The organism is Rhizobium lusitanum (assembly GCF_014189535.1).
Taxonomy (GTDB): Bacteria; Pseudomonadota; Alphaproteobacteria; order Rhizobiales; family Rhizobiaceae; genus Rhizobium; species Rhizobium lusitanum_C.
Genome location: NZ_CP050308.1, coordinates 1,371,183 through 1,397,066, shown reverse-complemented (window position 1 = coordinate 1,397,066; position 25,884 = coordinate 1,371,183). Strand labels below are relative to the sequence as shown.

20 protein-coding genes and 1 pseudogene are annotated in these 25,884 nt (G+C 60.7%); 15 read left to right on the top strand and 6 right to left on the bottom strand.

From position 1 onward, the window contains the following. Nucleotides 1–47 precede the first annotated feature (47 nt). From HB780_RS20500 to HB780_RS20480, 5 genes and pseudogenes are all read left to right on the top strand, one after another. Nucleotides 48–3,245, top strand: a complete 3,198-nt coding sequence (locus tag HB780_RS20500; protein ID WP_183695766.1) for an efflux RND transporter permease subunit — start codon at nt 48–50, stop codon at nt 3,243–3,245. 252 nt (nt 3,246–3,497) lie between these two features. Beyond that, nucleotides 3,498–3,665: pseudogene (locus tag HB780_RS20495) on the top strand (D-erythronate dehydrogenase); the annotation flags it as partial. A 35-nt stretch (nt 3,666–3,700) separates the two neighbouring features. Beyond that, nucleotides 3,701–4,585: an NAD(P)-dependent oxidoreductase gene (locus HB780_RS20490; protein WP_183695763.1), complete on the top strand. Its 885-nt coding sequence runs from the start codon at nt 3,701–3,703 to the stop codon at nt 4,583–4,585. Nucleotides 4,586–4,592: 7 nt separating this feature from the next. Further along, entirely contained in the window at nt 4,593–6,377 is a 1,785-nt protein-coding gene (locus tag HB780_RS20485; RefSeq protein ID WP_183695760.1) for an IlvD/Edd family dehydratase, read from the top strand. 141 nt (nt 6,378–6,518) lie between these two features. Beyond that, on the top strand, nt 6,519–8,357 hold the full coding sequence (locus HB780_RS20480) for a putative bifunctional diguanylate cyclase/phosphodiesterase (RefSeq protein WP_183695757.1): 1,839 nt from the start codon (nt 6,519–6,521) through the stop codon (nt 8,355–8,357). Here the strand turns inward: HB780_RS20480 and HB780_RS20475 are convergent. After that, nucleotides 8,320–9,342 (bottom strand): YeiH family protein, encoded by a 1,023-nt coding sequence (locus HB780_RS20475; RefSeq protein WP_183695754.1) that lies wholly within the window; start codon nt 9,340–9,342, stop codon nt 8,320–8,322. The two genes, HB780_RS20480 and HB780_RS20475, sit on opposite strands and share 38 nt — an antisense overlap. 115 nt (nt 9,343–9,457) lie before the next feature. Here HB780_RS20475 and HB780_RS20470 point away from each other — a divergent pair, with 115 nt between their 5' ends. Together HB780_RS20470 and HB780_RS20465 are read left to right on the top strand one after the other, a co-directional pair. Further along, complete coding sequence (locus HB780_RS20470; protein ID WP_183695751.1) at nt 9,458–10,339, top strand: LysR substrate-binding domain-containing protein; 882 nt, start codon at nt 9,458–9,460, stop codon at nt 10,337–10,339. A 122-nt stretch (nt 10,340–10,461) separates the two neighbouring features. After that, nucleotides 10,462–12,087 (top strand): Hint domain-containing protein, encoded by a 1,626-nt coding sequence (locus tag HB780_RS20465; protein WP_183695748.1) that lies wholly within the window; start codon nt 10,462–10,464, stop codon nt 12,085–12,087. A gap of 21 nt (nt 12,088–12,108) precedes the next feature. Here the strand turns inward: HB780_RS20465 and HB780_RS20460 are convergent, their stop codons facing one another. Further along, on the bottom strand, nt 12,109–12,912 hold the full coding sequence (locus tag HB780_RS20460) for a DeoR/GlpR family DNA-binding transcription regulator (protein WP_183695745.1): 804 nt from the start codon (nt 12,910–12,912) through the stop codon (nt 12,109–12,111). 313 nt (nt 12,913–13,225) lie between these two features. Here HB780_RS20460 and HB780_RS20455 point away from each other — a divergent pair, with 313 nt between their 5' ends. From HB780_RS20455 to ung, 4 genes are all read left to right on the top strand, one after another. Then, entirely contained in the window at nt 13,226–14,104 is an 879-nt protein-coding gene (locus HB780_RS20455) for a choline kinase family protein (protein WP_183695742.1), read from the top strand. Nucleotides 14,105–14,113: 9 nt separating this feature from the next. Continuing rightward, nucleotides 14,114–16,561 carry a GcvT family protein gene (locus HB780_RS20450; protein WP_183695715.1) on the top strand — a complete coding sequence of 816 codons (2,448 nt, stop codon included), beginning with the start codon at nt 14,114–14,116 and terminating at the stop codon, nt 16,559–16,561. Between the two features lie 258 nt (nt 16,562–16,819). Continuing rightward, on the top strand, nt 16,820–18,370 hold the full coding sequence (locus HB780_RS20445) for an FAD-dependent monooxygenase (protein ID WP_183695712.1): 1,551 nt from the start codon (nt 16,820–16,822) through the stop codon (nt 18,368–18,370). 89 nt (nt 18,371–18,459) lie between these two features. Then, complete coding sequence (ung, locus tag HB780_RS20440; protein ID WP_183695709.1) at nt 18,460–19,161, top strand: uracil-DNA glycosylase; 702 nt, start codon at nt 18,460–18,462, stop codon at nt 19,159–19,161. On the opposite strand, the gene HB780_RS20435 is transcribed toward ung, so the two are convergent. Next, nucleotides 19,155–19,565: a type II toxin-antitoxin system VapC family toxin gene (locus tag HB780_RS20435; RefSeq protein WP_183695706.1), complete on the bottom strand. Its 411-nt coding sequence runs from the start codon at nt 19,563–19,565 to the stop codon at nt 19,155–19,157. The two genes, ung and HB780_RS20435, sit on opposite strands and share 7 nt — an antisense overlap. Continuing rightward, nucleotides 19,565–19,819 carry a type II toxin-antitoxin system Phd/YefM family antitoxin gene (locus HB780_RS20430; protein WP_183695703.1) on the bottom strand — a complete coding sequence of 85 codons (255 nt, stop codon included), beginning with the start codon at nt 19,817–19,819 and terminating at the stop codon, nt 19,565–19,567. Before HB780_RS20430 ends, HB780_RS20435 begins: the two co-directional genes overlap by 1 nt. Nucleotides 19,820–20,052: 233 nt before the next feature. Between HB780_RS20430 and HB780_RS20425 the strand changes: the two genes are divergently transcribed. After that, nucleotides 20,053–20,985, top strand: coding sequence for a VOC family protein (locus HB780_RS20425; protein WP_183695700.1), 933 nt, complete (start codon nt 20,053–20,055; stop codon nt 20,983–20,985). Between the two features lie 15 nt (nt 20,986–21,000). After that, nucleotides 21,001–21,612: an alpha/beta hydrolase gene (locus HB780_RS20420; protein WP_183695697.1), complete on the top strand. Its 612-nt coding sequence runs from the start codon at nt 21,001–21,003 to the stop codon at nt 21,610–21,612. 254 nt (nt 21,613–21,866) lie between these two features. On the opposite strand, the gene HB780_RS20415 is transcribed toward HB780_RS20420, so the two are convergent. Continuing rightward, complete coding sequence (locus tag HB780_RS20415; protein ID WP_183695694.1) at nt 21,867–23,666, bottom strand: DUF4209 domain-containing protein; 1,800 nt, start codon at nt 23,664–23,666, stop codon at nt 21,867–21,869. Nucleotides 23,667–23,878: 212 nt separating this feature from the next. Next, nucleotides 23,879–24,304, bottom strand: coding sequence for a hypothetical protein (locus HB780_RS20410; RefSeq protein WP_183695691.1), 426 nt, complete (start codon nt 24,302–24,304; stop codon nt 23,879–23,881). A 219-nt stretch (nt 24,305–24,523) separates the two neighbouring features. On the opposite strand from HB780_RS20410, the gene HB780_RS20405 reads away from it, so the two are divergent. Together HB780_RS20405 and HB780_RS20400 are read left to right on the top strand one after the other, a co-directional pair. Continuing rightward, complete coding sequence (locus tag HB780_RS20405) at nt 24,524–25,420, top strand: DMT family transporter (RefSeq protein ID WP_183695689.1); 897 nt, start codon at nt 24,524–24,526, stop codon at nt 25,418–25,420. A 62-nt stretch (nt 25,421–25,482) separates the two neighbouring features. After that, a complete protein-coding gene (locus tag HB780_RS20400) occupies nt 25,483–25,872 on the top strand; it encodes a RidA family protein (RefSeq protein ID WP_183695686.1) in 390 nt (129 codons plus the stop codon). The last annotated feature ends 12 nt before the right edge of the window (nt 25,873–25,884 follow it).

Below are 25,884 nucleotides of genomic sequence, written 5' to 3'. Positions count from 1 at the left end.
CCCGGACTTCGTGTCCTTTTACATTCACCCCTGGAGAGGGTTCTGCCATGAACATCTCAAGATTTTTCGTCGACCGTCCGGTGTTTGCCGGAGTGCTATCGGTCCTCATCGTGGTCGCCGGCCTGATCGGTCTTCGGCTGTTGCCGATTTCTGAATATCCGGAAGTCGTGCCGCCGTCGATCGTCGTCACCGCGCAATATCCCGGCGCAAACCCCAAAGTCATCGCCGAAACCGTGGCGACACCGATCGAAGAGCAGATCAACGGTGTCGAAGGCATGCTCTATATGAACAGCCAGGCGACATCCGATGGACTGATGACGCTGACGGTCACCTTCAAGCTCGGCACCGATCCGGACAAGGCGCAGCAGCTGGTGCAGAACCGGGTCTCCCAGGCCGAGCCGCGCTTGCCGCAGAACGTCCGCGATCTCGGCATCACCACGGTCAAGAGCTCGCCGGACCTGATGATGGTGGTCAACCTCATCTCTCCGGACAACCGCTACGACATCACCTATCTGCGCAACTACGCGACCTTGAACATCAAGGACCGGCTCGCCCGCATCGAGGGCGTCGGCCAGGTTCGCGTGTTCGGATCGGGCGATTATTCCATGCGTGTCTGGGTCGATCCGCAGAAGTCCGCGGAGCGCGGCCTTGCCGCAAGCGATATCGCCAATGCCATCCGCCAGCAGAACATCCAGGCGGCGGCCGGCATTATCGGCGCATCGCCCAGTGTTCCCGGCATCGACGTGCAGCTCAACGTCAACGCACAAGGCCGCCTGACGACGCCGGAGGAGTTCGGCAATATCATCGTCAAAAGCGGGACCAACGGCGAGATCACGCGCCTGCATGACGTCGCACGCATCGAACTCGGCGCCGCCGACTATTCGTTGCGTTCGCTGCTCGACGGCAAGCCGGCGGTGGCCGTTCCTGTTTTCCAGGCTCCGGGCTCCAATGCCATCACGATCTCGGACGATGTCGTCAAGACAATGAACGAGTTGCAGGCCGCGATGCCTGACGGCGTCAAGTATGAGATCGTCTACGATACCACGCAGTTCGTGCGCGCCTCGATCGACAAGGTCGTTCACACCCTGCTCGAAGCCATCGCGCTGGTGGTCGTCGTCGTCATTCTGTTCCTGCAGACATGGCGTGCCTCGATCATTCCGCTCATCGCCGTTCCCGTCTCGATTATCGGCACTTTTGCCGTGATGTATGTCTTCGGCTTCTCGATCAACGCGCTCAGCCTCTTCGGCCTGGTGCTGGCGATCGGTATCGTCGTGGACGACGCCATCGTGGTCGTCGAAAACGTCGAGCGTAATATCGAAAACGGCCTAAGTCCGCGCGACGCGACCTATCGCGCCATGAAGGAAGTGTCCGGCCCGATCATCGCGATCGCGCTGGTGCTGGTCGCCGTCTTCGTGCCGCTTGCCTTCATCTCGGGCCTGTCGGGCGAGTTCTATCGTCAGTTCGCCCTGACGATCGCGATTTCGACGGTCATTTCCGCCTTCAACTCGTTGACGCTGTCTCCGGCTCTGGCGGCCCTTCTCCTGAAGGACCATCATGCGCCGAAGGATATGCTGACGCGGGTGATGGACGCGGCGTTCGGCTGGTTCTTCCGCGGTTTCAACAAGGTGTTTAACCGCAGTTCGAATGCTTACGGCAAGGGCGTCGGCGGCATCCTGTCGCTAAAGAGCCTGGTCATGTTGGTCTATCTCGCCCTGATCGGGGCGACATACTTCCTGTTCCAGACCGTGCCCGGCGGTTTCGTGCCGCAGCAGGACAAGCAGTACCTGATCGGTTTCGCGCAGCTGCCTGATGGTGCGACCCTCGACCGTACGGATGACGTCATCCAGCGGATGAGCAAGATTGCCCTCGAGCAGCCGGGCGTCGAACATGCCATCGCTTTCCCTGGCCTGTCGATCAACGGCTTCACCAACTCCTCCAACGCCGGCATCGTCTTCGTGACCTTGAAGGGGTTCGAGGAGCGCACGACGCCGAACCTGTCGGGCGGTGCCATCGCCATGCAGCTGAACCAGAAGTTTGCCGGCATCCAGGATGCCTTCATCGCCATGTTCCCGCCGCCGCCCGTCCAGGGTCTCGGCACGACCGGCGGCTTCAAGCTGCAGATCGAGGACCGCGCCGGTCTCGGTTACCAGGCGCTTGACGAGGCCAACAAGGCGTTCCTTGCCAAGGCCTATCAGACGCCGGAGCTCGCCGGCATCTTCTCGAGCTACCAGATCAACGTGCCGCAGCTCTTCGCCGATCTCGATCGCGCCAAGGCTGAGCAGCTGGGTGTCTCGGTGACCGATGTCTTCGACACGCTGCAGATCTATCTGGGTTCGCTCTATGTCAACGACTTCAACGCCTTCGGCCGTACCTACAGCGTGCGTGTGCAGGCGGATGCCAAGTTCCGCTCGCATGCCAGCGACATTGGCCAGTTGAAGGTTCGTTCGGCATCGGGCCAGATGATCCCGCTGTCGGCGTTGCTCAAGGTCGAGGCCAGCACCGGTCCTGAACGGACGACGCGTTACAACGGCTTCCTTGCCGCCGATATCAACGGCGGTCCGGCTCCGGGCTTCTCGTCCGGCCAGGCCCAGGCTGCCGTGGAGCGCATCGCCAACGAAACCCTGCCCAAGGGCATCGGTTACGAATGGACCGATCTGACCTATCAGCAGATCCTGGCCGGCAGCTCTGGCTTCCTGATCTTCCCGCTGGCCCTGCTGCTCGTCTACCTCGTGCTGGCCGCCCAGTATGAAAGCGTCACCCTGCCGCTTGCGATCGTCATGATCGTGCCGATGGGTGTGCTCGCCGCCCTGACGGGTGTCTGGCTGACGGGGGGCGACAACAACATCTTCACGCAGATCGGCTTGATGGTGTTGGTGGGCTTGTCGGCGAAGAACGCGATCCTGATCGTGGAATTCGCCCGCGAGCTGGAATTCGAGGGCCGCACGCCGGTCCAGGCCGCCATCGAGTCCAGCCGCCTGCGTCTGCGCCCGATCCTGATGACCTCCATGGCCTTCATCATGGGTGTCGTGCCACTGGTCACCTCGACCGGTGCCGGTGCCGAGATGCGCGCCGCCATGGGTGTCGCGGTGTTTGCCGGCATGATCGGCGTCACCTTCTTCGGCATTTTCATGACGCCGGTCTTCTACGTGATGATTCGCAGGATAGGCGGCAACCGTCCGCTGAAGCAGCATCATAGCAACGACAACAACCATTCGGCGGAGGCTCTCCCTATCGCCGCCGAATAGGACTGCCATGTCGGGTAGCACCCCCAGTGCCCGATATGTCATGGGCGGGACCGCAAGGTCCCGCCTTTTTTCGTTCTTGCGACGCTTCGATATTTTCCATTCAGGCCAATCTGTCTTTCGAAGATTTTACCGCCCGTCCGCCAATTTTGTTTGCATGCGGACGCCATGGGTTTATCAAGCACATAGGCATATTGACTGACGTACATCGGGCCGGAGGAGCTGTCCCGATGCGCGTCATTGCGAGGAGGATGCATGCATATCGCCATTATCGGAGCAGCCGGTATGATCGGCCGAAAGCTGGTGGCCGATGGTGGGCTCGGTGGCCGTGAGATCACGGGGCTGACGCTGGTCGACGTGATCGAGCCGCCACAGCCGAAAGGCTTCAACGGTAAGGTCACGGTGCGCGCGAGGGGTCTGTCCACGCATATCGAGAACGAGCTGGGAGGGCAGCTGCCATGACCGGTCGGAAGATCGTTTTCCTCGGGACCGGATTGATGGGTGCTCCGATGGTGCGGCGCTTGCTTGGCGCCGGCTTCGCCGTCACCGTCTGGAACCGCGACCTTAGCAAGGCGGATGCACTGGCGGCTGACGGAGCGACCGTTGCCGCGACGGCGGCGGAGGCGGCCAAGGGGGCGTCGGTGCTTTTCACCATGCTGACCAATGGTGGCGCGGTGAGCGAGGTCCTGTTCGGGAGTGGAGTGATGGACGCGCTGGCGCCCGGAGCCGTTGTCATCGACAACAGCTCGATCGCGCCGCCGATCGCCCGCGAGCATGCGGCGAAACTCGCCGAGCGCGGCTTTCGCCATATCGATGCGCCCGTTTCCGGCGGTGTGGTAGGCGCGGCGGCTGGGACGCTGGCGATCATGGCAGGCGGCGACGCTGATGTCATCGATAGTGTCCGGGATGTGTTTGCCCCGCTTGGCCGCGTTACTCATGTCGGACCGAGCGGCACCGGCCAGCTCGCCAAGCTCGGCAACCAGCAGATCGTCGCCGTCACCATCGGCGCCATCGCCGAGGCCATGCTGCTGGTGGAGGCCGGCGGCGGTTCGCGCGAGGCTTTCCGTGCCGCCATTCGCGGCGGCTTTGCCGAAAGCCGGATTCTCGAGCTGCACGGACAGCGCATGATCGACCGCAATTTCGAGCCCGGCGGGACCTCGCGCAACCAGTTGAAGGATCTCGATGCGGTTCTGGCCGCTGCCCGAAGCTTGTCTCTTCATCTGCCGCTGACCGAAACCGTCAGGACGGAATTTGCCGAATTCGTCGAGAATGGCGGCGCGGAGAGCGATCACAGCGGCCTGTTGCTGCATCTGGAAGACAAGAATGGCCGAGGAAAGGCTTGAGAAAGACATGAGCGACAACAGTCCATCCAAACGCCGTCTGCGCTCGCAGGACTGGTTCGACAATCCCGATCATATCGACATGACCGCGCTCTATCTCGAGCGCTTCATGAATTACGGCATCACGCCGGAGGAGCTACGTTCCGGCAAGCCCGTCATCGGCATCGCCCAGAGCGGCAGTGACCTGACACCCTGCAACCGTCATCACATCGATCTTGCCAAGCGTGTCCGCGACGGCATTCGCGATGCTGGCGGCATTCCGATTGAGTTCCCGACCCATCCGATCTTCGAGAACTGCAAGCGCCCGACCGCGGCACTAGATCGCAACCTCGCCTATCTCGGTCTCGTCGAGGTGCTCTACGGCTATCCGCTCGATGGCGTCGTACTGACGACCGGCTGCGACAAGACCACGCCATCGGCGCTGATGGCGGCGTCGACCGTCAATATTCCGGCGATCGTGCTTTCCGGCGGACCGATGCTCGATGGCTGGCATGATGGTGAGCTGGCCGGGTCCGGCACGGTGATCTGGCGTTCGCGCCGCAAGCTCGCGGCCGGCGAGATCGACGAAGAGGAATTCATGGAGGCGTCGCTCGCCTCGGCGCCCTCGATCGGTCACTGCAACACCATGGGTACGGCCTCGACCATGAATGCCATGGCCGAAGCGCTCGGCATGTCGCTCACCGGCTGTGCCGCCATCCCCGGCGCCTATCGCGAACGCGGGCAGATGGCCTATCGTACCGGGCGGCGCGCCGTCGAACTGGTGCTCGAAAATATCAAGCCGTCCGACGTGCTGACCCGGCGGGCCTTTCTCAACGCCATCCGCGTCAATTCGGCCATCGGCGGTTCAACCAATGCCCAGCCGCATCTGGCGGCCATGGCCAAGCATGCAGGCGTCGAGCTTCATCCCGAGGACTGGCAGGTGCATGGCTTCGACATTCCGCTGCTTGCCAATGTACAGCCGGCCGGTGCCTATCTCGGCGAGCGCTTCCATCGCGCCGGCGGCGTGCCGGCCATCATGTGGGAACTGCTGCAGGTCGGCAAACTCGATGGCGACTGTCCGACGGTGACCGGCAAGACCATGGCGGAGAACTTGAAGGGTCGTGAGGCGACGGATCGCGAGGTCATCCTCCCCTTTGCGCAGCCACTCAAGGAGCGGGCGGGCTTCCTGGTGCTGAAGGGTAATCTCTTCGACTTCGCCATCATGAAGATGAGCGTCGTGTCGGAGGATTTCCGCAGCCGCTATCTGCTGGAGCCTGGCCGCGAGGGCGTGTTCGAGGGCAGGGCGGTGGTCTTCGACGGCTCGGAGGATTATCACAAGCGCATCAACGATGCGGAACTCGGTATCGACGAGAATACCATTCTCGTCATTCGCGGCGCCGGACCGATCGGCTGGCCGGGTTCGGCCGAAGTCGTCAACATGCAGCCGCCGGATGCGCTGCTGAAGCGCGGCATCCGCAGCTTGCCGACGATCGGCGACGGCCGCCAGTCGGGCACCGCCGACAGTCCGTCGATCCTGAATGCCTCGCCGGAAAGTGCGGCGGGCGGCGGGCTTGCCTGGCTGAGAACCGGCGATACCATCCGGATCGACTTCAATCAGGGTCTCTGCGACATGCTGGTGGAGGAGGCCGAGATTGAACGGCGCAAGGGGGACGGCATTCCCGCCGTGCCGCCGGATGCGACGCCCTGGCAGCGCATCTACCGCCGCTCGGTCACGCAGCTTTCCGACGGTGCGGTGCTTGACGGGGCGGCCGATTTCCGCGATCTCGCGGCCAATCCGCCGCGTCACAATCATTAACCAAAAAACGATCCCGATGATGGTTGCGGGCAAAAGCCCGTAACTATGGAGGGGTTATTAAATATCGCTAAAGAGAGTGCTGGCAGGATATCTGCCGAAACTATGTAAGCTTTCCATGTGTCCGGAGGGGGTTCGAACTCGGTGGAAGAGGCGATATCAGGGCGATCCGAGCTGGAGTTCCAGAACCTCTTGAGGAGGCTGGAGCTGGCGCTGGAGACGTCGCAAATTGGGGTCTGGGAGCATAATCTCAATGAGGAGGAGATCCTCTGGGATTTGCAGATGCACACGCTGTACCAGACTGGCCTCCGCGACCGCAAAGTATCATCGGCAGTCTGGTTGAATGCCCTGCATCCCGACGATGTCGAACAGGCCATCGCCGACTTCGACGCGGCCATTGCGGAGAAAGGCTTCTACAATTCGCAATTTCGCATCGTCCTGCCGAACGGAGCTGTTCGTTACCTGCGCTCGCGCGCTCATTTCTTCGAGGGGGCCGATGGCGCGCCATCTTTCATCGGTGCGGAATGGGATGTCACCGCCGATGTCCTGCTCAACCGCGAGCTGAGCGAGCAGAAGGCGGTTGCCGAAGCGCGCGCGATCGCTTTGGAGCAAACCCGAGAGCGCGTCGAGCATGCCGCCGACCACGATTATCTGACAGGGCTTCCCAATCGCCGCTACTTCGATCGCCGGCTCGCGGAGCTGTGTGCGGATCAGGCTGTGGAGACGCTGGCCATCCTCCATATCGATCTCGACGGCTTCAAGCAGATCAACGACAAATGGGGCCATGCGGCCGGCGATACGACGTTGCAAACGGCGGCGGCGCGGATCCTGGGAGCGATCGCTGCCGGTGACATGGTCGCCCGCGTCGGTGGCGACGAGTTCGTCGCTGTGCTGGTCAATATCGCGACTTCAGACGAAGTGGGAACCATTGCCGAGGATATTCTGTGGCGGTTGCGGCGCGACATACGCTTCGGTCACGACTTGTTGCAGGTGGGTGCCTCGATCGGTGCGGCCTGGAGTGTTGCCGACGGTGCCGGCAATCTGCTGGCGGAATCCGATATCGCGCTTTATCAGGCCAAGAAGCTTGGCCGCAATCGCGTCGAGTTTTTCACACCGAAACTGCAATCCGATCTTCAGGCCGAGCGGCGGCTGGCGGAGGAGTTGCGGCTGGCACTGATGCGGAATGAAATCGTGCCCTTCTATCAGATCCAGGTGGATGCGCGCAGCCGGCGGATCGTCGGGCTTGAGGCTCTGGCCCGCTGGCGTCATCCGGGCAAGGGGCTATTGCCGCCCGCGGCCTTCCTGAAAGTGGCCGAAGAATACGGACTGACGGCTGAGATCGATGCGGCCATCCTCAATCGTGCGCTCTCCGACCGCGGTGCCTGGGTCGGACAAGGCCTGACGCCGCCACGCATCTCCGTCAATATTTCCGCAAGCCGCCTGGCTGATCCGGGTCTGATCGAACGGTTGCAGACGCTGAACATACCGCGCCATGCCATCGTCTTCGAATTGATCGAGACGATCTTCCTCGACGATCCCGATGACAGGGTGCTCGCCAATGTCGATGCGATCAAAAGGATGGATATCGATATCGAGATCGATGATTTCGGCTCCGGCCACGCCTCGCTGATCGGGCTTGTGAAGCTGAAACCAAAACGGCTGAAGATCGACCGGCAACTGGTGACGGCGATTACCGTCTCCGACGAGCAGCGCCGCCTTGTCGGCTCGATCGTGGAGATCGCAAGGGCGCTTAGTGTCGAGGTCATGGCGGAAGGCGTGGAGACCGAGGAACATGCACAGCTCCTGGCGCAGGCCGGCTGCGACGGACTTCAGGGCTACGCGATCGGATATCCTTCGCCGGCCAATGAGATTGCCGCGCTGCTGTTGTCGGCTCAGGGGTCGATTGCGGCGCGGAGATCCGGTGCCACCCGAGGCAAGGGCGGGGCTAGTGGATCTGCAGCGCGGCGATCAGCGCGTAGCTGATGATGCCGAGAGCCATCAGCGACAGCGTTGCTGCCGCGATCACCCGGCCGCCGGCATGGGCGACAGAGCGGATGTTTACCGACAGGCCGAGCGCCGCCATGGCAATCACCGTCAGTATGTTCGAAACCAGTGCCATCGGTGCAACCAGCGTATCCGGGATCAGGCCAAAGGAGCGCAGCGCCATCAGCCCCAGAAAGCCACTGATGAACCATGGGACCAACGAACGGTGATGGATCATATGGCCGTCCGTGGCAGCCGTTTCGGTCTTAGTGATGATGCCGAGCAGGAAGATGACCGGGCCGAGCATCAGCACGCGGATGAGCTTGACCACCGTGCCGGTCTGCACGGCCAGCAGACCGACAGGCGCGGTGGCGGCAAGCACCTGCGGCACGGCATAGACGGTCAGGCCGGCCAGTACGCCATATTGCCCAACGCTCATGCCGACGTGGAAATAGAGAAGCGGCAGCAAGAAGACTGCGGCGATGCCGAGCACGGCGGTGAAGGCGAGGGCTGCAGCGGTTTCTTCCGAGCCCGCCTCGATGACCGGGGCGATGGCGACGATGGCCGAGTTGCCGCAAATGGAATTGCCGCAGGCGATCAGCGTCGCGAGCTTCGGGGACAGACCAAGCAGCCGGCCGATGGCATAGGTCGCGGCAATCGACAGCACGACGACGATGGCGATGCCGGCGATCAGCCAGACACCGGCCTGATCGATCGCTGAGAGGCTGATCGAGGCGCCCAGCAGGACGATGGCGATTTCCAGCAGGATCTTGGCGCTGAAATCGATGCCGGGGCGGAAGGTGGGCTTTAGCGGCGTGACGGTGCAGACGACGATACCGAGCGCAATGGCCAGCACTATGCTCTCGATCCACCTGCCACCGAAGATGCCGATTTCGAGGCGTTCGCCGGCATAGGTAAGAAGCGCCACGGCGCCGGTGAGGGCGAGGCCGGGCAGGATGATCGCGCTTCGTTGAAAAAGGGGCATGCAGCACCGTCATTCGGTTGTGAAGAATTGCTGTGCCGGGAAAGTCTCACCTCCTGATGTCGACATCCATCGAATATTATCCTATGTTTCGTTCGATAAATTAGAATGATTTCCCATGACCTTCGAGCAACTCGTCATTTTCGTCGCCGTCGCCGAGCGGGAGCATCTGACGCACGCGGCGGAGGCCATCCATCTGACCCCGTCGGCGGTCAGTTCGGCGATCAAGAACCTCGAAGCCTATTACGGCGTCGAGCTGTTTCATCGGGTCGGCCGTCGGATCGAGTTGACGGAGACCGGCCGCACCTTTCTCGGCGAGGCCAGGGCGACGCTGGCGCGTGTGCGGTCTGCCGAACTCATGCTCTCCGAACTCGGCGGCCTGCAGCGCGGCCGGCTCAGCCTATGTGCAAGCCAGACCATCGCCAGCTACTGGCTGCCGCCCGTGCTGATGCGGTTCCATCGTGATTACCCCGGTATCGAACTCGACCTGACGATCGGCAATACCCGCACGGTCACCGAGGCGGTGATCGAGGGCACTGCCGAACTGGGCTTCGTCGAGGGTGAGGTGGACGTGCCGGCCCTGTCGATGAAAGTCGTGGCGCAGGATGCGCTGGTGATCGTCGTGCCGCCGGATCACCCCTGGGCCGACGGACGGACGCTTTCCGCAACCGATCTTGCCACGGGCAGCTCATGGGTGATGCGCGAGGAAGGGTCGGGCACCCGATCGGAATTTGAAAACGCCATCGCGAAGCTCGGCGCCTCGCCTCGTGATCTCAGTATCGCGCTGGTCCTACCGTCGAACGAGGCCGTGCTGTCGGCGGTCTGCTCAGGTCAGAGTGCCGCAGCAATCTCCAGTGCGGCGGTCGGGGCCTATCTCGGACAGGGTTTGCTGGTGCAAGCAGCCTTCGACCTGCCTGTCCGAAGCTTCCGTCTGCTGCGCCACAAGGAACGCCATGCCAGCAAGGCGGCGTTGACGCTGGAAGCCATGTGCAAGGGTTGAACAGCTAGACTATTGATATATGAGACTCGACTAATAAGCGAGTTGCATGCTACCATTTACCCGGTAGCCGCTAGGCGCGTTTGCGGCTTTTCCAGATGGCATCATGATCCGAGGGGATATCGATGGCAATCTACACTTGGACAAACCACGACCTCAACAATATTTGGATAGATCCCGCCAATTGGTCCCCGAACGGTCTTCCGGACTTTGGAGATTCTATTGTCGTTGATAACGGCGATACCATTACCCCTTATTTTGGTCATCAGCCTGATATCGGCAGCCTTTTTCTTTCGCCCACCAGCACCCTCAGCATTTATGGCGGCTTCCGCCAAACTTGGATAAAGATAGATGGACCGATTACCGGCGGCGGCGGTATCTTCGTTAGCGCCCTGTCCTACCTCGAAGCCGGCAGCGGAGTAACCTCTGCCGTCGGTTGGGTATATGTTGCGGGGAGCTATCAATGGGGCGGATCGGGTTCCTCTCAAGTGGTTACGCTGGCCGATGGCGCACGCTTCAATTTTTCAACGCAATTCGGCGGAACTATCTATCAGCAAGGTACCGGTGCGACCACCATCGCATACAACGGCCCAGGGGCAGTCTCGAGCATTTCAGTCGACGGTCAGATTGCGACATTCGTCACAACCGCCGGTGATTTTACGCTCAACTTCGCGGCCAATCTCAACCCTTCGACGTTTATACTGGATGCCGCGACCGGAACGATCGTCGTTTGTTTTGTCACGGGGACGCTCATCCAAACGACGAGAGGAGACATTCCCGTCGAAGAGCTGCGGGTTGGAGACGTCGTCGTCACGGCATCCTCACAACAACGTCCCATCCGGTGGATCGGAAGCGCTGAGCTGGATTGCGCCAATGCCCGAGATCCGAGCGCATGCTGGCCGATCCGGATTGCCGCTGGAGCCCTCGGGCCGAACAAGCCTGCGCATGACCTTTTTGTTTCTCCGGCGCATGGTATCCGCACCACCGTCGTGACCGACGTTCTGATACCCGCTTCGGCGCTTGTGAACGGAGCGACAATTGTCCAGGCCGAATGTGAGAGGGTGACATACTGGCATGTCGAACTGGACGAGCACGATATTCTTGTGACGAATGGACTGCCGACCGAGAGTTACATCGACCATGGGAATCGCGTTTTCTTTTCCCGGACGACGGACGATTCGATCCAGTTGCTGAAGAACGGTGGAGCTAGATGCCTAACCTATGTCTCAAAGGGGCTTCTCGTCGAGGCCGTTCGGATGCAGCTTCACGCGCGCGCCCTCGATTTGGGCTGGGCCCTGAGCGACGATCCCTTTGCCAATGTGCATCTGGTTGCCGACGGACAACGCATCGATCCCGTCATCGACGACTGGCGGGCGAAGTTTCATGTGCCGGCCTCGGTGTCCGAACTGTGGCTCGCCTCGGAATGGGGTGCGCCAAACCTGATCGGCTCCTCCGGTGATGGCCGCCGGCTTGGTGTCTGCATCTCGAAGCTGGTCATCGATGATGACGTGACAGGTGCCAGGCATATCTCAGCGGATGACGAGCGGCTGGTCGATGGCTTCCATTATGTCGAGGACGGAAATCGGCGTTGGACTTCCGGGCTTACACGCTTGCCTTCATCTCTGTGGGAAGGTTGCCGGTGGCCCTTTTCCCTGACTATCGATCTTGCCGGTCCGGCCGTGCCGCGCTGGATTTCGCCGGCGTTTTCCGAAGATTCCGTGATCGCCGCGCCTTCGATGGAAATGGCTTAGGGTAGCCGGGTCAGCTCAGCGCTACTCCGCGCGGCGCTGGCCGGCGATCACGAGGTCGATCTCGTTGCGTTCGAGCATGGCCTGGATATCCGGCGGCGGCATGTCGTCGGTGACCATCATGCTGTAGATGGCGGGATCGTCGATGATGATGGGGGCGCTGCGGCCGAATTTGGCGCTGTCGGCGACGATGATGCGGTTTTCGGCGCGCCGCGCCGCCTCGCGGGAATATTCGGCCTCCTCCAGATCGTGCAGCATGAAGCCGGAGGTGGCGTTGACGGCACCGACGGACAGGATGGCATGACGGAGATTGAAGCGGCGCAGGAAACTGGTCGCTTCCGCGCCGAAGGCACCACCGTCATGGCTGCGCAACTCGCCGCCGGCAAAGAAGATGCGGTTGCCGTTGCGGGCGGCCAGCGCATGCGCCACGGCGACGGCATTGGTGACAACGAACAGGTTCTGGTGCTTCTGCAGGGCGACCGCGATGAAGGCGGTAGTGGAGCCGATATCGAGGAAGATCGTGTCGCCGTCCTGTATGATCGTCGCGACACGGGCGGCGATGATGCGTTTGGCCTCCGCATTTTCGTTCATGCGGAAATGCAGCGGCGGCTCTATCATCGAGTCCTTGATGTGGACGCCGCCGTGAACCTTGGTGACGAGGCCATGGGCCTCCAGGCTGCGGATATTGCGGCGGATGGTTTCCTCCGAGACATCCAGCCGCTCGGCGAGGAACTGAATGCGGCTTGCGCCGCCGGCGAGCCGAAGCTCCTCCAGGATCTCGCGTTCCCGATGGTTCGAATGAAGCGGCGTCTGCGAGATGCCCGTCATGGTTTCGATCCTATCTGGGGCATGATCCGAAAACGCCGGAAGCGGCTTTGCGGAGGAGGTCATGCCTGCGAACATCTAGAGCGGGATAATGCCTCGAAGACAAGCGGTCTTGCAATCATCCCGAGATTCAATTTTTAAGCCAAATCCCGCTGACGATGAAGCTTACTGTTAATATGTGGTAGACCTTCCTTCCAGACATAACCCAACAAAAAGCCTCTTGGCCGTTTCATTTTGTGGCCGGTTCTTGACAGTCCTCCGTTTGTGGGGAACCTCTTGCATCCAAGAGATGCGCAATCGTCGCGCCGGGGTAGGGATGGCCGTAACACCCGAAGACAGAATACAGGCTCTTGGCATCTGGCACGGGCCGATCGAGATCGCTCCGCTGGTGGGCGGCATCACCAATCGTAATTATCTGGTTACGGATAGCGGGCGACGTTTCGTCGTCAGGCTCGGAACCGATATTCCGGTTCATCATATCAGCCGGACCAACGAGGTGGCGGCGAGCAGAGCCGCGCATGCGGCCGGGTTGTCGCCCGCCGTCATCCATCATGAGCCCGGGATACTCGTGCTCGACTATATCGACGGCAAGGCGCTTGCAGCCGAGGATATCCGCGATCCGTCGATGCTTTCGCGCATCGTGCCGCTCGTCCGCTCCTGCCATCTAGATGTTTCCCAGCATTTTCGCGGTGCCGCCGCGATCTTCTGGGTTTTCCATGTCGTACGCGACTACGCCGCCCTTCTCGAGGAAGGAGGGAGCAGGCATCGGTCATTGCTGCCTTCCTTCCTCGATAGTGCCGCGCGGCTGGAACAGGCGGCCGGCCCCTTCGACATCGCCTTCGGCCATAACGACCTGCTGGCGGCCAATTTTCTCGACGATGGCAAACGGCTTTGGTTGATCGATTGGGATTATGCCGGTTTCAACTCGCCGCTCTTCGATCTCGGCGGTCTCGCTTCCAACAATGATTTCTCCGAGGACCAGGAAACCGCGATGCTGGAAGCCTATTTCGAGGCGCCGGTGAGCGAGGATCTGCGCCGGCGCTATCAGGCGATGAAATGCGCGTCGCTATTGCGCGAGACGATGTGGAGCATGGTCTCGGAAATCCACTCCGAGATCGATTTCGATTATTCAGCCTATACGAGCGAAAATCTGGCGCGGTTTGAGCGCGCCTATCAATCATTCCGGAATTCTTGAGGTGATGCGATGAAGGAACTGCCCAAAACAGCCAAGGCGGTCGTCATCGGCGGCGGCATTATCGGCTGCTCGACGGCCTATCACCTCGCCAAGCTTGGGCTGACCGACACGGTTCTGCTGGAGCGCAAGAAGCTGACCTCGGGCACGACATTCCACGCCGCCGGCCTCGTCGGGCAGTTGCGCACCAGCGCCAATATCACGCAGATGCTCGGCTATTCCGTCGATCTCTACAAGAGGCTGGAGGCCGAGACGGGTCTTGCCACCGGCTGGAAGATGAATGGTGGCCTGCGCCTTGCCTGCAATGAGGAGCGCTGGACGGAGGTCAAGCGTCAGGCGACGACGGCGCAATCCTTCGGGCTGCAGATGCACCTGCTGACGCCACAGGAAGCCTTCGATCTCTGGCCGCTGATGGACATAGACGATCTGGTCGGCGCGGCCTTTCTGCCGACCGACGGACAGGCCAATCCCTCCGATATTACCCAGGCGCTGGCGAAGGGCGCCCGCATGGCTGGCGTTTCGATTTTCGAGGATACCGAAGTTCTCGATCTCGAGATCGACAAGGGCAGGATCCGCGCCGTCATCACCGACAGGGGCCGCATCGAATGCGAGCGCGTTGTCGTCTGCGCCGGGCAATGGACGCGGGCTTTCGCGGCACGCTTCGGCGTCAACGTGCCGCTGGTCTCCGTCGAGCATCAATATCTCATCACCGAATCCTTCGGCGTTCCCTCGAACCTGCCGACGCTGCGTGACCCGGACAGGCTGACCTACTACAAGGAAGAGGTCGGCGGGCTGGTCATGGGCGGCTATGAGCCGAACCCGGTCCCCTGGGCGATCGACGGCATTCCCAACGACTTTCATTACACGCTGCTCGACAGCAATTTCGACCATTTCGAGCAGATCATGGAGCAGGCGCTTGCGCGCGTGCCGGGCCTGCAGACGGCGGGCGTGAAGCAGCTTCTGAACGGCCCCGAGAGTTTTACGCCCGATGGCAATTTCATTCTCGGAGAGGCGCCGGAACTGAAGAACTTCTTCGTCGGAGCCGGTTTCAATGCCTTCGGCATAGCCTCGGCCGGCGGGGCGGGCATGGCGCTCGCCGAATGGGTGGCGAAGGGCGAGCCGCCCTATGATCTCTGGCCGGTCGATATCCGCCGCTTCGGCCGTCCGCACTTCGATACCGACTGGGTCCGCACCCGCACACTCGAAGCCTATGGCAAGCACTACACCATGGCCTGGCCGTTCGAGGAGTATTCGAGTGGCCGCCCCTGCCGCAAGTCGCCGCTCTATGACCGGCTGAAGGCGCAGGGCGCGTGTTTCGGCGAAAAGCTCGGCTGGGAACGGCCGAACTGGTTCGCCGATCTCTTTACCGGCGAAGAGCCGAATGACGTCTATACCTACGGACGGCAGAACTGGTTCGATGCCGTGGGACGTGAGCACAAGGCGGTGCGCGAGGCGGCCGTCATTTTCGACCAGACCTCCTTTGCCAAATTCGTACTGAAGGGCCGCGATGCCGAGGCGGCGATCTCGTGGATTGCTTCAAACGACGTCGCCAAGCCTGTGGGCGCGCTGACCTATACGCAAATGCTGAACGACCGGGGCGGTATCGAATGCGATGTCACCGTGGCGCGTGTCGCCGAGAACGAGTTCTACATCACCACCGGCACCGGCTTTGCCACCCATGATTTCGACTGGATCGCCCGCAACATCCCGGCCGAGATGCATGCCGAGCTGGTGGACGTCACATCCGCCTATTCCGTGTTGTCGCTGATGGGGCCGCATTCACGCGCCGTGCTGGAGGCGGTGACGTCGGCCGATGTTTCCAATACTGCATTTCCCTTCGGCCGGGTGAAGACCATCGGCATCGATGGTTGCCCGGTCCGGGCGCTGCGCATCACATATGTCGGCGAGCTCGGCTACGAGCTGCATGTGCCAGTGGAATATGCCACCACGGTCTATGACACGCTGATGGCCGCCGGCCGCGATCATGGTCTCGTCAATGCCGGCTACCGCGCTATCGAAAGTTGCCGGCTGGAAAAAGGCTATCGTGCCTGGGGCTCCGATATTGGCCCTGATCACACGCCGGTGGAGGCAGGACTTGCCTGGGCGGTGAAGATGAAGAAGGGCACCGCCTTCCGGGGCCGCGCGGCCATCGAACGGCAACTGGCCTCGGGGATAAAGAAGATGCTCGCCTGCTTCGTGCCGGATGACCCCGAGATGGTGCTCCTCGGCCGCGAGACGATCTATCGCGACGGGCAGCGCGTCGGCTGGCTGTCGAGCGGCGGCTATGGCTACACGATCGGCAAGCCGATCGGCTATGGCTATGTCCGTGATCCCAACGGCGTTACCGAGGATTTCGTGCTTGGCGGCCGCTACGAGCTTGATGTCGCGCAGCGCCGCGTGCCGTGTCAGGTATCGCTGAAGCCGCTCTATGATCCGCAGATGGCGCGGATCAAGGGATGATGTCGAAAGGCGCGACGCGGTTTTCGACAAAAACGTCTTCTCTTGCCGATCGATCGGTCAGGCGCTATGTTGCCGCTGTCGAAAAAGGCGCGACTTGGTGTGGTCTAGCCCAAGTCCTTCCGGAAACGGAAGCTCTGTCCATGCCCAGTGCATGAGTCCCACGACGAACAACGGACGCTCTCAAGCGCCCCATTGTTCGTCCGTGTGGTTCTCAAAACGACGAACCGCTCCGGTCGAACGACCATAAAGGAGTAGTTCATGGCCGATCTGTTTAAAATTTATGATGTTGTGATTGCTGGTGCAGGCCCTGTCGGCTTGTTTCTCGCCTGTGAGTTGCGCCTCGCTGACCTCTCGGTCTTGGTGCTGGAAGAAGCCGAAGACCCGCATTCGCCCTTGAAGCGGCTCCCGTTTGGCATGCGCGGCCTTTCCGCGCCCACCATCGAAGCCTTTTACCGCCGCGGGTTGCTGGACGACATCGCGAAACCGCAGCGCACGAAAGATCAACCGGCCGACGGCAGTGCTTCGACCACCCCGCATTGGATGCAACAGCCGCGCCGCCCGGGCGGTCATTTCGCAGGCATTCAGTTCTATTTGGACAACGTCGATACCTCGAAATGGCCGTATCGCCTGCCAAGTCCGGCCGGCACCAGCATGGCGGTCGAGATGGAATATCTCGAAACCGTCCTGGCCGCTCGTGCAATCGCGATGGGCGTCGAGATCAGGCGCGGCCTTGGCGTCGAGAGCCTCGACCAGTCGGGCGAAGGGGTGACCATTCGCGCCGGTGGTGAGGCTTTTCGCGGACGCTGGCTCGTCGGCTGCGATGGCGGCCGCAGCACGGTGCGCAAGGCGGCGGGATTTGCATTCGTCGGCACCGATCCCGAGTTCACCGGCTATTCCGTCGACGTCGAGATGGCCGACCCTGACAAGCTCCGCTTGGGCCGTCACTATACGCCGACGGGTATGTATACCTACCAAAAGCCGGGGACCATCGCGATGGTCGATTTCGACGGGGGTGCTTTCCACCGGGCACAGCCGATGACGCTCGAACATGTGCAGACTGTATTGCGCCATATCTCCGGCACCGACGTCACACTGACGGCCCTCCGGCTTGCGACTACCTGGACGGATCGCGCCTACCAGGCAACGGCTTATCGCAACGGGCGGGTGCTGCTCGCCGGCGATGCCGCCCACATCCACTCTCCCCTGGGCGGTCAGGGGCTTAACCTCGGACTTGGCGACGCAATGAACCTGGGATGGAAGCTGGCTGCGACGATCCACGGTAACGCGCCAGCCGATCTGCTTGATAGCTACGTCAGCGAACGTCATCCGGTCGGAGCGCAGGTTCTCGACTGGTCGCGCGCCCAGGTGGCGCTCATGCGGCCGAGCAGGAGTTCGCGCGCGCTCGAAGCCATTATTCGTGATCTCATCGACACACGCGACGGCGCGACCTATTTCGCCGAGCGCGTCTGGGGTGTGTCTCTCCGCTATGATCTTGGAGGTAGTCACCCGCTCGTCGGCCGCAGCGCTCCCGATTTCGAGCTGGCTGACGGGACGAAGCTCGGTGATCACCTCCGAAACGGGAAAGGCCTCTTGCTGGACTTTGAGACGGATACACCGCTTCAAGCACTGGCGAGCCGTTGGAATGGTCGGATCGTCTATCTCGCAAGCGATGCCGAGGACAGGCTTGGCTTGAGCGCCGTGCTCGTGCGCCCCGACGGCATCGTCGCCTGGGTCGATGAGGGTGTTCCTAACCAGGAGGAGGTTGCGCAAGCCACGTCACGATGGTTCGGCGAAGCCGAAAAACTGTGATCTCGTCATCACGGCATCCGCCATTTTCTTGACACGCCGCCGCTTTCATCCTCAATCGACATGCTGATAACGGACGAAGGCGAGAGACGATGGCGGAAGCGGGTATCAAGCTGGAAGAGAGCTGGAAGGAGGCGCTGTCGCCGGAATTCGACAGCCCTTATATGCATGAGCTCAAATCTTTTCTCGTCGAGGAAAAACAGCGCGGCAAGGTGATTTTTCCGCGCGGCAGCGAGTATTTCCGGGCGCTGGACCTGACGCCGCTGGATGAGGTGCAGGTCGTCATCCTCGGGCAAGATCCCTATCACGGCGCCGGCCAGGCGCATGGGCTCTGCTTCAGCGTCCGCCCCGGCGTGCGCATCCCGCCCTCATTGGTCAATATCTACAAGGAGCTGGAGGCCGATCTTGGTATTCCGCCGGCGCGTCATGGTTTTCTCGAAAGCTGGGCGAAACAGGGCGTGTTGCTGCTGAACAGCGTGCTCACCGTCGAGGAATCGCAAGCCGCCTCGCATCAGGGCAAGGGCTGGGAGCGCTTCACCGACGCCGTCATCCGCCAGGTCAACGACGAATGCGATGGCGTCGTCTTCATGCTCTGGGGCTCCTACGCGCAGAAGAAGGCCGCTTTCGTCGATACGGAGCGGCATCTGGTGCTGAAATCCGTGCATCCGTCGCCGCTCTCCGCCCATAACGGTTTCCTCGGCTGCCGACATTTCTCCAAGGCCAATGCCTATCTGGAAGAACATGGCCGGGAGCCGATTGAATGGGCTTTGCCGAGTGATCCGGGCGGTCAGTGAGATGCCTGATCCCAGGGGTCAACTATCGACACACCGGTATCGTCAAAATCCTTGGTATTGCGGGTGACGACAATCAGATCGTGGACGATTGCGGTTGCGGCAATCAGGCCGTCAGCTTCGCCGCGCGGGCGCAATGCGGCGAGACGTCCCCATTCGACGGCAATTTGGTCGGTGATGGGTAGAATGCGGCCGCTGTGATCATGGCGGAGTTTACGGAGCCATTCTTCCAAATGCGTGGCGGCTCGTGGATCGGACCTGCGCTTTAGTGCAATTCCGCGCATAACCTCACCGAGCGTGATGACGCTCAGATATACGGTTGAGGGCTCGACTGAGCGTAGCCAGGAAATTGCTTCGACCGTACCGCGACGGGCTTCGGAAACAACGTTGGTATCGACCAGATACATTAGAAGGCGACATCCCGGCTTGGCGTCTTGTCTCGCGTCATTACTGCATCGGCCAGTTCATCATCCCAGATCGGTTCCGATAGCAGGTCATCGACCAAACTCGGCTTGCCGGCCCGCAGGGCGTCATAATCTTCAGCGGAGAGAACGACGGCTGCGCGCTCGCCGCGTAGCGTCACGGTTTGTGGACCTTCGCTACGAGCCTTCTGCACGACTTTCGAAAACTGATTTTTGGCGTCTTGCAATGGCCAGTCCATTGGTCGATCTCCTAGCTAGACTGTCTAGATTAATTTAGCGTGCGTGACGGGTTTATGCAATGCCGATAGGTTAGGTTCCACCCCGAAAACACCATCAGTGAACGACGATCTTTCATCGTTCAATAATTGAAGACAATCCGTTTGGCACTTGAGGGCTATCGAAACGCTCGCTCTCGGACCATCTTCTGCCCATGAGAAACGCCTGCCGTTGCGGGCGAGACAAGGGGTTAGAGATGCTCAATCAGATCAAGGGTCTTCACCACGTTACTTCGATGGCGGAAGACGCCCGCACCAACAACAAGTTCTTCACCAACACGCTCGGCCTTCGCCGCGTCAAGAAGACCGTCAATTTCGATGCACCCGATGTCTATCACCTCTATTATGGTGACGAGATCGGCACGCCCGGCACGATCATGACCTATTTCCCGTTCCCGAAAATGGCGCGTGGCCGTCCCGGCACCGGCGAAGTCGGCAATACCGTCTATTCTATTCCGGAAGGTGCGATCGGCTATTGGACAGACCGGCTCAGCAAGCAGGGCGTCGAGGGACTGAAGGCCGATGAATCCTTCGGCCAGAAGCGCCTGCATTTCTCTGGTCCCGATGGCGACGGTTTCGCGCTCGTCGAGGTCAAGGATGACAAGCGTGATCCCTGGACCCATGGCGGCGTCGATGCCGAACACGCGATCAGAGGCTTCCATTCCGTCGCGATGAGGCTGCGGGACGAGGGCGCCACGGCCGAACTGCTGAAGTATATGGGCTATGAAGTTGTCGACACGCATGAAGGCGTCAAGCGGCTCGCCATTCCCGGCGGCAATGGTGCCGATATCGTCGATCTCGAAACCATGCCTAGCATCAACCGAGCGCTTCCCGGTGCCGGTTCCGTCCACCACGTCGCCTTCTCCGTCGAGAACCGCGCCAAGCAGCTCGAAGTGCGCAAGGCTCTGATGGAGACGGGGTATCAGGTGACCCCGGTCATCGACCGCGATTACTTCTGGGCGATCTATTTCCGCACGCCGGGCGGCGTACTGTTCGAAGTCGCCACCAACGAGCCCGGCTTCAACCGCGACGAGGACACTGCTCATCTCGGCGAGGCGCTGAAGCTGCCGGAACAGCATACGCATTTGCGTGCGCTGCTCGAAGAGCATCTCGAACCGCTGGACGTCTAAGCGAGGGGTAAGATTATGACCGACACGATCTATGTGCACCGGGTGAAGCCCGGTGCACCCGGCAAGCCTATCCTGTTCACCTTCCACGGTACCGGCGGTGACGAGAACCAGTTCTTCGATTTCGGCAGTCGCCTGCTGCCGGAAGCCACCATCATCTCGCCGCTTGGCGACGTTTCGGAACATGGCGCCGCCCGCTTTTTCCGCCGCACCGGCGAGGGGGTCTACGACATGGCCGACCTTGCCCGCGCAACGGAAAAGATGGCTGCCTATGTCAAGGGCCTGGCCATCGACCACGGTGCCTCGCAGGTGCTCGGTCTCGGCTTTTCCAACGGCGCGAATATTCTCGCCAATGTGCTGATCGAGCACGGCGATCTCTTCGACGCCGCTGTGCTGATGCACCCGCTAATCCCGTTTCAGCCGCGCGACAATGCCGAACTCGACGGTCGGCGCGTGTTGATCACGGCCGGCGAACGCGACCCGATCTCACCGGCGCCCGTGACCAAGGCGCTGGCGGATTATTTCACGCGGCAGAAGGCTGAAGTGACGCTCGACTGGCATCCGGGCGGCCATGATATCCGCCCGAACGAGATCGAGGCGATCCGGGGATTCTTTGCGTCCTATGCGTAAACAGAAAAGCCGGTGGCAAATGCCATCGGCTTTTCCGAAGTGCTTCTGGCGGTGAGCTTGCGCCAATCCTAGCTGTTTAAATCAGAATCGCCTGCCCCCCGGAATCCGCCGTACAGTCGGGGCGTTGATTAAGTTCATCTATGGTGGGAAGCGGACTGGCGGCTTCTGGGAAATCACGCTGGAAAGGCCGCCTTTCACGGGTCACGGAGTTCGACGACAACGTGCACGATAGTTCGAGTAGGCTCAATCCTCTCTCAGCCCCCACCGGCCTTCTTCTTCCGGTGGTCGGCTAGTTGATCCCACAGGCCAAGTACAAGCAGAGAATGGATCAGGAGATCACTGATAACTGCATTGATCATACCGCGCTCAAGAGTGCCGTGTGCAATCGAGTTCCGCAGGTTTAGTCCCCGAGGGTCGGAGTAAATGAGCTTGAAATAGAGCGTCAGATCAGCGCCGAGGATGTCCTTAACGACCTTGTTTCCGAATATTTCACCCATGCCGATAGCGATCTCGCGGTCAAGCATAGCTGGGTGCTTTCTAGTGACGGGTTCACCCAGTTTACCGGTAATGGTACGGAGGGCACGTTCTACCTGGGGCACCAGCACATGGATTGCTTTCATGTGATCGTGAGCGAACCACGCGCCCACTCCTTCGAGTAGGAAGCTGGAATCTTCGAATAGACCCGAGCGCTCGGCAAACCCGGTAACCGCATATGGATTGAGTTCATGTTTCTCGATCGCTGCCTGCAGCGCGCGGTGCAGGTATGGTGAAGTCCACTGCACATTCTGCTGGGCATGATGGATTACACGTCCATCAAGATCGTCTTCTACCCCTCCAAGCATCGCGGCTTGATGATCTTTCGCCATTATCGCGATCGGAATGAAGTTCATGATCGAACCCTCACCATCCTCCCCGCCTTTTTTGATCTGCGCCTCTATCTGCGCGACCTCAGGCACGAACTGGTTCGCAATCCTGGTGAAGGTGTGCAGCGGATCGTCGGTGACCATCGTGGAGACGAACGCATCCATTTCCTCCATCGTAATCGTCTGAGTGGTCTCAAACGACTGCATTTCCTCTCGAGACACTTCGATCGCTTTTATTCGCGCGATTCTCGCTCGCTTTGCATCCTCTTGCTTGCCGGCATCGAGATAGGCGTTTTCGGCGCTCTGTAGCATCGAAGACGCGCGCAGGTTGTCACCAAGACCGGCGGTGTGCTCGAAAGCCCTACCCACTGTCTCCTGAAGCCGGACCACATCGGGGCGGCTGCCGACGCGATTGTAGTAGGCCTGCAGCCGTTCAGAGACGTTCTCAAGCTGGAAGGGGTCGAACTTTTCAGCGCTCGCAGTGTCTGCGTAGTCAGCCGCCAGCCCCTCTAGGCTCTGGGCGAGATAGGCGCGCCTGTCGTCGGTCAATGCTTTATCCGCGATGAGGCGGTCGTAGGTCTTCCACCACCACCCCTCTCCCGCCACGGCTTTGTCATGAAGCTGCAGGAGCATGACGATGGCTGCCTCGGCGCGCTCGTTGTCCCGGATCTGGCGAGCGATATCGAGTGCCCGGCTCGCTGATGCGATCTGCTCATGAAACTCTGTGACGAGACCGCTAGACACGCCCTCGAGATACGCATCAACGGCAGCGACGGCATGGCGAAAATCCGGCTTAGCATTGCCGACCGTCCTCGCAAGCTCCCAGCATAGGTCCGCATAGCGAGCCTGCAGTCCTGGGTGCCTGAACTGACTGACACGGCTGGCCCAATGCTGGAAGATGGCTTCGTCGACCTGATCGACAGCCGGCGCGAATGCCTTCTTCCCGTCGATGCTGATCCATGAGCCGAACGGGCCGAAATAAGAATGCCACGGCTCAAAGCCCCAGGCTTCGGTCGTCAGGGTCCATGCGACGAGTTCAGCAAATGCACCCGCATTTAGGTCGGCGTCGAGATCTTTCCCGAGCGCCGTGCGAGCCTTCATCAACTCTGTCTGAAAGTAATGAGACGGAAGCGGCTCATGTCGTTTTTCGACATCAGCGATAATGTTCTCGAACTCTACCGGTACCTTCATTTGCCCCTCCGAAATCATATCTCTATGGATAGACGAAATCGGAATTCCGCGCTGCTCAAATGTCCTATGGGCGAGGGCAGCTTTCGAAAGGTCACTACAGGTTTTGGAACGTCCGATATGGGGTCGAAAGCTGCCGCACGATCGTTTATAAGCGAGTGTCGGCTGTCCCGTGATCGCGTAGGAAGGCAGACAGTGGGCCGCAAGGCGCTCAGCTATTTCCCGATCATCATCACCATGGCTCTCGCCTGGGTCTCGGCCACTCGCCTGTCCACCTGCGTAATATAGTCAGGCCCACAGAACGCCTTGAGGTTCATGGCATCCGTGTCATCGAACTCTTTGTGCCCGGATTTCGCGATGACGATACGCCAGGCGCAGCCGAGGATCTTGTCGGGCTGGATGGCCTTGTCGCAGCCCGTGCTCAGGCAGAATGCGACGTTTCGCTGCCCCTGATATTTCCCGTCGATGGCGTCGCTGTACTCCGTCTTCCAGCTATCCCGCGTATGCCGGCAAGCACCCGGATCAGCGCTCTGGCTGCATTCCACGGCGGGGTTGATATAGCTCTCGGCAACAGGCCATGGCACGGCATCGACCAGGCTCACGCAGCCGCATGCAAACAGGCTTGCCAGCAATAGCTGCATTGTTTCTCCCTCTGCCGAATCATCCATACCCTAAAGGCGCTTGAAATATCCGCAAGACGGATGGGCCGGTTTGGATTGAAGCAGCCGTGGCGGTTCTGCAACCGCTACATTTTCTTCTCGCATCCGCGACATGCAGGCCGCAAGCATGGCTTGTAGGCTGTTCCTGCACTCGCTAATAGTCGCGCCATAAAACATAAGAAATTCGGGAGGATTCGTGTCGTGACGCTGGCGGAGCAGCAGCAGTATCGGCTGGGCGTGACCTATGTGGCGCTTTCGGCCCTGGCGTGGTCGACATCCGGCCTGTTCGTGCGCACCATTCACGCCGATCTGATGACCATTCTCTTCTGCCGCGGCGTCGTCACCGGCTTTGGCGTCTTCGCGCTGTTTTTCTATATTGAGCGCGGCAATGGCTGGCGGATTATTCGCTCCATGCGCTGGCCGTCGCTGGCCGCGACGGTTTTCTCCACGACAGCCATGATCGGCGGTATCGGCTCGATCTATTACACCTCCATTGCCGATGCGATGGTGATCTATGCGACCGTGCCTTTCGTTACGGCCGGCGTCGCCTATGTCTTCATCCGGGAGCGCCCGAGCGCCACGACGCTCGTTGCCAGCGTCGTCGCCTTGGCCGGGGTGCTGGTGATGCTGTCCGGTGAGTCTGCCGGTGACGGAAGCTGGCTCGGCAAGGGGCTTGCCGTCATCATGACCCTGGCGGTCGCCGGTCTTGCCGTCATCATGCGCCAGCACCGCGATGTGCCGATGCTTCCGGCGATGGCTCTGTCCGCATGGCTCTGCTCCTTGGTCACCTTCTGGTTTGCCTCGCCGTCGATGGTGTCGGGACACGACCTGGGTCTGATCGTCGCCTTCGGCCTTGTCCAGAGCGCCATGGGTCTCAGCCTCTATACCTTCGGCTCGCGGCTGATCCCAGCCGCTGACGCCACGTTGATAACGTCGCTTGAAGTGCCGCTGACGCCGCTGTGGACCTGGATGTTCCTGGCGGAGCTGCCTTCAAAGGCGACGTTGGTTGGTGGGCCGATCGTGCTTGCCGCGCTCTTTGGGCATATCCTTTTGGAAGTACGGAGAAATCGAGTGAAGGAGGTCGTTCAGGTGCTCTGAGCGGCTTGTCCACCGATTGTTGAAATGCTGAAATCGGTCCTACAAATGAGGAATCGATGCCGATGAAAAAGACGTTCAATCCGCCCTCCGTCCGCCGCCCGTTCGGCAATTACAATCACGGCCTGCTGGTGCCGCCGGGCGCCAGCCTGCTGGTGACCTCGGGCCAGGTCGGTATTGCGCTCGACGACAGCATTCCCTCGGATGTGACCGGCCAGGCAGAGCTTTGCTTCGAGGCGATCAAGGCGATCCTGGAGGAGGCCGGCATGAGCTTTGCCGATGTCATCCGCATTTCCGGTTTTGTCACCAGGCGCGAGGATTTTCCCGCCTACATGGCTGTTCGCGACCGCTATACGCTCGATCCGAAGCCGGTCTCGACGCTGATCATCGTCGGCGGGTTTACGCGGCCGGAGTTTTTAGTAGAGGTCGAAGTAACCGCAGCGAAGGTAGTGTGATGACAGGAGCTT

Coding starts and splice junctions, on each gene's coding strand:
- HB780_RS20500 (WP_183695766.1), top strand. CDS start 48: ATGAACATCTCAAGATTTTTCGTCGACCGTCCGGTGTTTGCCGGAGTG.
- HB780_RS20490 (WP_183695763.1), top strand. CDS start 3,701: ATGACCGGTCGGAAGATCGTTTTCCTCGGGACCGGATTGATGGGTGCT.
- HB780_RS20485 (WP_183695760.1), top strand. CDS start 4,593: ATGAGCGACAACAGTCCATCCAAACGCCGTCTGCGCTCGCAGGACTGG.
- HB780_RS20475 (WP_183695754.1), bottom strand. CDS start 9,342: ATGCCCCTTTTTCAACGAAGCGCGATCATCCTGCCCGGCCTCGCCCTC.
- HB780_RS20470 (WP_183695751.1), top strand. CDS start 9,458: ATGACCTTCGAGCAACTCGTCATTTTCGTCGCCGTCGCCGAGCGGGAG.
- HB780_RS20465 (WP_183695748.1), top strand. CDS start 10,462: ATGGCAATCTACACTTGGACAAACCACGACCTCAACAATATTTGGATA.
- HB780_RS20460 (WP_183695745.1), bottom strand. CDS start 12,912: ATGACGGGCATCTCGCAGACGCCGCTTCATTCGAACCATCGGGAACGC.
- HB780_RS20455 (WP_183695742.1), top strand. CDS start 13,226: ATGGCCGTAACACCCGAAGACAGAATACAGGCTCTTGGCATCTGGCAC.
- HB780_RS20450 (WP_183695715.1), top strand. CDS start 14,114: ATGAAGGAACTGCCCAAAACAGCCAAGGCGGTCGTCATCGGCGGCGGC.
- HB780_RS20445 (WP_183695712.1), top strand. CDS start 16,820: ATGGCCGATCTGTTTAAAATTTATGATGTTGTGATTGCTGGTGCAGGC.
- ung (WP_183695709.1), top strand. CDS start 18,460: ATGGCGGAAGCGGGTATCAAGCTGGAAGAGAGCTGGAAGGAGGCGCTG.
- HB780_RS20435 (WP_183695706.1), bottom strand. CDS start 19,565: ATGTATCTGGTCGATACCAACGTTGTTTCCGAAGCCCGTCGCGGTACG.
- HB780_RS20430 (WP_183695703.1), bottom strand. CDS start 19,819: ATGGACTGGCCATTGCAAGACGCCAAAAATCAGTTTTCGAAAGTCGTG.
- HB780_RS20425 (WP_183695700.1), top strand. CDS start 20,053: ATGCTCAATCAGATCAAGGGTCTTCACCACGTTACTTCGATGGCGGAA.
- HB780_RS20420 (WP_183695697.1), top strand. CDS start 21,001: ATGACCGACACGATCTATGTGCACCGGGTGAAGCCCGGTGCACCCGGC.
- HB780_RS20415 (WP_183695694.1), bottom strand. CDS start 23,666: ATGAAGGTACCGGTAGAGTTCGAGAACATTATCGCTGATGTCGAAAAA.
- HB780_RS20410 (WP_183695691.1), bottom strand. CDS start 24,304: ATGCAGCTATTGCTGGCAAGCCTGTTTGCATGCGGCTGCGTGAGCCTG.
- HB780_RS20400 (WP_183695686.1), top strand. CDS start 25,483: ATGAAAAAGACGTTCAATCCGCCCTCCGTCCGCCGCCCGTTCGGCAAT.